The organism is Asticcacaulis biprosthecium C19 (assembly GCF_000204015.1).
Taxonomy (GTDB): domain Bacteria; phylum Pseudomonadota; class Alphaproteobacteria; order Caulobacterales; family Caulobacteraceae; genus Asticcacaulis; species Asticcacaulis biprosthecius.
This window is the reverse complement of sequence record NZ_GL883077.1, coordinates 599,304-605,589: the sequence shown is the minus strand read 5'-3', so window position 1 is coordinate 605,589 and position 6,286 is coordinate 599,304. Positions and strand designations below refer to the sequence as shown.

At 62.0% G+C, this 6,286-nt stretch carries 5 protein-coding genes; 3 read left to right on the top strand and 2 right to left on the bottom strand.

Annotated elements, in window-relative coordinates; genetic code table 11:
• Positions 1–103: 103 nt before the first annotated feature.
• Complete coding sequence (locus ABI_RS03130) at positions 104–1,090, bottom strand: isoaspartyl peptidase/L-asparaginase family protein (protein ID WP_006271378.1); 987 nt, start codon at positions 1,088–1,090, stop codon at positions 104–106.
• Between the two features lie 62 nt (positions 1,091–1,152).
• On the opposite strand from ABI_RS03130, the gene ABI_RS03125 reads away from it, so the two are divergent.
• The 3 genes from ABI_RS03125 (at position 1,153) to ABI_RS03115 (ending at position 3,832) form a co-directional block, all read left to right on the top strand.
• The gene (locus ABI_RS03125; protein ID WP_006271377.1) at positions 1,153–1,710 is read left to right on the top strand and encodes an NUDIX hydrolase; all 558 of its coding nucleotides are present in this window, start codon (positions 1,153–1,155) and stop codon (positions 1,708–1,710) included.
• A gap of 76 nt (positions 1,711–1,786) precedes the next feature.
• A complete protein-coding gene (locus ABI_RS03120; protein WP_006271376.1) occupies positions 1,787–3,037 on the top strand; it encodes a polyhydroxyalkanoate depolymerase in 1,251 nt (416 codons plus the stop codon).
• 63 nt (positions 3,038–3,100) lie between these two features.
• Positions 3,101–3,832 (top strand): M48 family metallopeptidase, encoded by a 732-nt coding sequence (locus ABI_RS03115; protein WP_040308527.1) that lies wholly within the window; start codon positions 3,101–3,103, stop codon positions 3,830–3,832.
• A 212-nt stretch (positions 3,833–4,044) separates the two neighbouring features.
• On the opposite strand, the gene ABI_RS03110 is transcribed toward ABI_RS03115, so the two are convergent.
• Positions 4,045–6,114, bottom strand: a complete 2,070-nt coding sequence (locus ABI_RS03110) for a transglycosylase domain-containing protein (protein WP_040308526.1) — start codon at positions 6,112–6,114, stop codon at positions 4,045–4,047.
• Positions 6,115–6,286 lie beyond the last annotated feature (172 nt).

Here is a 6,286-nt window from a genome sequence, read left to right as displayed (position 1 = left end):
GAGGACGAAGCGCTCGGAAGACGCCCCGCCCCTCACCCTAACCTCTCCCCGGCCTCGTCGGCAGGCAAAAGAACGGGGAGAGGGGTTTTTGACAAAGTCTCAATCACTTCTCATCCGCATAAATGGCTGTTTTCGCTACCGTTTCGGACGACACACTGCCGCGATACATGCCCGATACGTTCAGCGCAAAGGCCACCTTGCCGTCCTTGTCCATGCTGATCAGCCCGCCGTCGCCGCCGATCCTGCCGACCTCGGCCATGGTCGCATCCGCTGCCGACTGGATGCCCTCGTCATTCCAATGCACCCGGTCGCACACCTGACGCCCCGCGTTCTGACGGATGAAATACTCCCCCGTTCCCGTGCCCGACACAGCGCACTGACCATCGATGGCGATGGTCCCCGACCCGATCAGCGGCGAATCACCGATCCGCCCCCACATCTTGCCGGTCAAACCACCGGTCGAGGTCGCCGCCGCCAGGTGACCGTCCTGATCCAGTGCCACCGCACCGACGGTGCCGTATTTGTGCGTATCGTCAACGCCCGACAGCCCTTGTGAGGCCTTCCACTTCAAGTACGCCTCCCAGCGCGCTTCGGTGCGGAAGTAGGACGGATCAACCTGCTCCAGCCCCTGTTCGGCGGCGAACTGATCCGCCCCCTGGCCGGTCAGCAGCACATGCCGCGATTTGTCCATCACCGCCCGCGCCGCCGATACCGGATGTTTCGTCGTCGTCAGGCTGGCCACCGCACCGGCCTTCAAGGTCGCGCCGTCCATGATCGAGGCGTCGAGATAGTTTTTTCCGTCTGCCGCGAACACCGCCCCGCGCCCGGCATTGAACAGCGGATTGTCCTCCAGCACCTTCACCGTCGCCTCGACGGCATCGACCGCGGCCCCGCCGCGCGCCAGCACCGCCTGGCCGACGGCGAGGGCCTCGTTCAGCCCTTGCCGGTACAGGGCCTCCTTTTCGGGCGTCAAGTCGCCCCGGTCGATAACCCCGGCGCCACCATGAATGGCTAGGGACCACTTGCCGGGTTCGGCATAGGCCGGCGCGGCCAACAGCAGGGCGAGAGCGATAAGGACAAACCGGCGCATGTACATCTCCGTGACAGGAGGGCAAATCTTAGGGCAGGATCAGCGGCGAAGGAATCACATTCATGACACCGATCGACGTTCTCGAAGCCTACGCCCGCCGCTATCCGGAAGAAGCCGCCATGACGACCCGCAGTCGCGAACTTCTGTTAAGCGCCGGCGACATGCTGGCCCGGTCCAGCACGCCAGCCCACGTCACCGCCTCCGTCCTGATCCCGCAAGGCGACGGTCTGCTGACCATCTGGCATCCCCATTTGAAACAATGGCTACAACCGGGCGGCCATGTCGACCCGGGCGAGGACGTCCTCACCGCCGCCCTGCGCGAGGCCCGCGAGGAGACCGGCTTTGTCTGCGAGTTGATGCAGGACGATCCCCTGCCCTACGACATCGACTGTCTTTTCGTGCCGGCCAACCCGAAAAAAGCCGAGCCGGATCACTGGCACATCGATTTTCGCTATCTGCTGAAGCCTGTGGCACCCGCCGGCGAGCCCGAGCTGCCGACAGCCTGCGTCCCGTTTCGCCATCTCGGCGAGTTGTCGCCCTCCCTGGCGCGGCTGGCCCGAAAGATGCAACAGGACGTGCAACACGACATACGTCAGAATTTTACATCACTTTGTCATTGATCTTATCGTAATCAATTGACGCTTTACCATGTTAATGTACCTGTATTGGTACCGGTAACCGAGTTCAACGACCAAAATGCTCTATTCTCTTCACGAGTACGCCTACTACGCCGCCTCTCCGCTTCGGGCCATGGCCCAGTTGACGCGCGATTTCTGGGGGTCGAAATTCAATCCGGCTGCCGATACGGCCTTGGGGCGCACGCTTTACGCCTCCGCCGAACTGTTCAGCAATGTCACCCGGCGCTACGGCAAGCCCGAATGGAACCTCGACAGCATCGAGATCAACGGTCACCCGGTACGCGTTTCGGTCATCGAGGACTGGGACAGCCCGTGGTGCCGCCTGCTTCGGTTCCAGCGCGATCCGTCCGACCTGCGCCGCGCCAAGAAGAACACCACCGGCCCCGCCGTGCTGATTGTGGCGCCCCTGTCGGGCCACTACGCCACCCTGCTGCGTGGCACGGTGCAGGAATTCCTGCTCGACCACGACGTCTACATCACTGACTGGGCCAATGCCCGCCAGGTGCCGGTGCTCGAAGGCCGCTTCGACTTCCACGCCTATATCGACCATATCCGCGATATACTGAAGGTCATTGGGGCGCGCTGCCACGTGGTGGCGGTATGCCAGCCCGGACCGCCGGTCCTCGCCGCCGCCTGTCTGATGTCGGAGGACAAGGACCCCAACCGCCCGGCCTCCATGACCTTCATGGGCTCGCCGATCGATGCCCGCTTCAACCCCACCGTGACCAACAACCTGGCCCAAGAAAAACCCTTCACCTGGTTCCGGTCGAACATGGTCCACACCGTGCCGCCGCCCTATCCCGGAGTCGGCCGCCGCGTCTATCCGGGCTTCGTCCAGCTCTACAGCTTCATGAGCATGAACGAAGCACGCCATACCGACGCCCACTGGGAATATTTCAACTCCCTGGTTGCCAATGACGGCGACGGCACCAACAAGCACCTCGAATTCTACGACGAATATCTGTCGGTTCTGGACCTGACCGAGGAATTCTATCTCCAGACCATCAATCTGGTCTTCCAGACCTTCGCCCTCCCCAAGGGTGAACTGGTCCACAACGGCCGCAAGGTCGACTGCGCCGCCATCACCGACATCGCCCTGATGACGGTCGAAGGCGAAAAGGACGACATCTCCGGGGTCGGCCAGACCCAGGCGGCCCACGGCATGTGCCCGAACATTCCCGACGGAATGAAGGAACTATATGTCCAGAAGGGCGCCGGCCACTACGGCGTCTTCAACGGCCGACGCTTCCGCGAAGAGATCTATCCGCGCATCCGCGACTTCATCGCTCAGAATGATCGCCTTGCTTAACCCGTTGGAAAATAACGCGGGCCGTTGTATTGCAATCTTTTAAGCGACCTGTTGTCTGGACCGATGCTTAGAAGCGTTATTTTCCAACAAACCCAAAAACAAGCCTACAAGAATGGCGACACGGTCGATTTCGGACGTTACAGCGTAAAGCTGGCCGTCAATCCGCGCGCGCGCGGCGTCAAGGTGCGCATCGACCGCCTGGGGAATGTAGTGGCCACCGCCGGCAAGCCCGGCAAGCTGGCCGATGCCGTCGCCTTTACCCGGACCCAGCATGACTGGATCGTCAAGCAACTCGACAAATGCGTCCAGGCCGAGCGCTTCGCCCCTGGCCAGGTTCTGACCGTCGGCGGCGTGAGCGTGACTCTCGTCGAAAAGGGCGGCGTGATTTCACCGCGTCTGGTCGATGGCCAATTGATCACCAGCGGTGATGAGGCCACCTATGCTCGCCGCATCGAACGCTGGCTGCGCCAACAGGCCTTGAAGGCCCTGACGCGCGAGACCGACGCCTACGCCCTGAAGCTGGGTTTTACGGGCGTGAAAACGTCGCTGTTCGACGCCAAGGGGCGGTGGGGGTCGTGCACGCCGGGGCGCAAGGCCATCCGCTATTCCTGGCGGGTGATTTTGGCGCCGCCATCGGTGCTGTCGTACCTGTGCGCCCACGAGGTCGCCCATCTGCGCCACCCGGACCATAGTCCGCGCTTCTGGGCGGAGGTCACGGGTCTATACGGCGGCGACTACCGCCCGGCGCGGAACTGGCTGAAAACCGAGGGCCAGAACCTGTTCAAGTATCAGTGACGGCTCTCTGCGCGAAGCGGCCAACCTTCAAGTTCTGGCGTCTGGCACATCGTGCGGGATCTTCAGCCACGCGAATTCCGCGCCTTTCCGTGCCGGCGGCCGAAGGCCGGCGTTTCCGTGATTTCCGTGGTCCTGCTTTGCATAGGGGGTGACACCACTGGCGCTTCCGGAAAACAAAAAACCCTCCAGTAAATCACCGAAGGGCTTTTCATCTAGTTCTGGCTCTGCCGCTGAGCGTCCGAGAATATCTCATCCAGCGTCTCGTCGGTCTTATCCTTCTTCGGCTTCTCCTCCGGATTGGGGATCGGCTCCATGGTCACGATCGGCGGACTGTTGTCGTTGGCCGGCGGTGCCACCGAAGATGAGACATTGCCAACCTGAGTCCCCAGCAGGCTCTGAAGCGCGTCCTCAGCCACCTGGCCGAAATTCGTCTGCGCTGCCGGTCCCGAAGGAATGGGCGACACATCGATCCGCTTCAGGGCGCTCGTCATAAAGGACTTCCAGATCGCCGCCGGCGTACCGCCGCCCGTAACCTTGCCCTTCATCGTCGTGTTGTCGTCGCGGCCGACCCACACCACCGTCACGAAGTTGCCGGTATAGCCAGCGAACCAGGCGTCACGATAGTCACTGGTCGTGCCTGTCTTGCCCGCCAGATCGTAGCCGGCAATCTGGGCACCGGAGCCGGTGCCACGCGTCAGCACACCGCGCATCATCTGGTTCATGTTCTGCAGCGGCGGGTTGTTGATCACCCGGGCGCGGTTATCGGCCCTGTACTGGTACAGCACCTTGCCTGACTTTGTCCGTATACGGACAATGCCGTAGGCGTCGGCGCGGATACCGCCATTCGCAAAGGGCACATAGGCCTGCGCCATCTCGATCGGCGTGACGTCGGCCGTGCCGAGCGCCATGGCCGGATCGGTGTTCAGTTTGGACGTCAGGCCCAGCCGACGCGCCGTGCTCGCCACATCACCGCGGCCGACATCATTGGCCAGACGCGCGGCAACCGTGTTGACCGACTCGGCCAGGGCGTATTGGAGGTCGATCAGGCCAAGATACTTCTTGGTGTAGTTTTCCGGCGCCCATTCACCGATGCTGTAGGGCTCATCGACGACCGGCGTGTTCGGCTGATAGCCTTTTTCCATGGCGGTCAGATAAACGAACGGCTTGAAGGACGAACCGGCCTGGCGGTGAGCATCGACGGCGCGGTTGAACTGCGAGTCGGCATAGGACACTCCGCCGATCATGGCACGGATCCGACCGTCGCCATCGACCGAGACCAGGGCCGCTTGCTGGACGCCCTTTTTCTCGTCACGCGCCATGATCGATTTGATGGCACGTTCGGCATCGGTCTGGATCGGCAGGTCCAGGGTGGTTTCGACAATCAGGTCTTCGGTGTTTTTAGGGTCGATATAGCCGCGCACCTGGCCGTCGAGATAGTCGACGAAGTACTGGGCGTGGGCATTGGCGAGCGTCTTGGAGACGCTGATCCGTTTGGACAGGGCCTCGGTGCGTTGTTCGGCGGTGATCACCTTGGCGTCGACCATTTCGTTGAGCACGATCATGGCGCGGCGGGCGGAACGCTCCTGGTCCGACAGCGGCGAATAGGACGACGGCCCCTTCATCATGCCGGCCAGGGTCGCAGCCTCGGCAATGGTCAGGTCCTTGGCGGCCTTATTGAAATAGCGTTGGGCCGCGGCCTCGATACCGTAGGCGCCGGCACCGAAATAAACGCGGTTCAGGTACAGGCCGAGGATTTCCTTCTTTGTGAACTTGTATTCCAGCCACATCGACAGCATCAGTTCCTGAACCTTGCGCTTCAGATTCTGGTCGGCCGACAGGAACAGGTTGCGCGCCAACTGCTGGGTGATGGTCGAGCCACCGGCCAGGTTGGCGCCCTTCTTCTTGGTCACGTTGCGGGCCAGGGCTCGGGTGATACCGACCGGATCGAAACCCGGATGCTGGAAGAAACGGCGGTCTTCAATGGCGACGAAGGCCAGCGGCACATAGTCGGGCAGCTTGTCGATATCGACCGGCGGGGCATATTGCGAGCCACGCACGGCGATCAGGGCACCAGAGCGGTCGAGATAGGTCACCGACGGCTGACGGTTAGTCTGATACAGGTTCGACGTATCGGGCAGGTCGATGGCCATGACCGCCAGGAAGGCGATGCCAAAGATGGCAGCCCAGATCAGGCCGATGGTCATCCAGTAGAAGACCGCCTGAAGCGGCGATCGCCGGCCACCTGATTTTTTCCCCCCAGCCGGGGCCATACCCTTCGCCATAAAATCCTTACTCCCGGCCACGCCTGCGCGCGGCCCATACCGCCCACGCACATTTATAGCCGCTCAAAACGGCTCTGTCGCGTGAAACCTTGTGAAAGCCCCGCGGCCACTCAACGGCATCAATTGGGCGAAATTATGGGTTAATTCGGGGTTATACCAACCCTCGACGACT

Coding starts and splice junctions, on each gene's coding strand:
- ABI_RS03125 (WP_006271377.1), top strand. CDS start 1,153: ATGACACCGATCGACGTTCTCGAAGCCTACGCCCGCCGCTATCCGGAA.
- ABI_RS03110 (WP_040308526.1), bottom strand. CDS start 6,114: ATGGCGAAGGGTATGGCCCCGGCTGGGGGGAAAAAATCAGGTGGCCGG.
- ABI_RS03130 (WP_006271378.1), bottom strand. CDS start 1,090: ATGCGCCGGTTTGTCCTTATCGCTCTCGCCCTGCTGTTGGCCGCGCCG.
- ABI_RS03115 (WP_040308527.1), top strand. CDS start 3,101: ATGCTTAGAAGCGTTATTTTCCAACAAACCCAAAAACAAGCCTACAAG.
- ABI_RS03120 (WP_006271376.1), top strand. CDS start 1,787: ATGCTCTATTCTCTTCACGAGTACGCCTACTACGCCGCCTCTCCGCTT.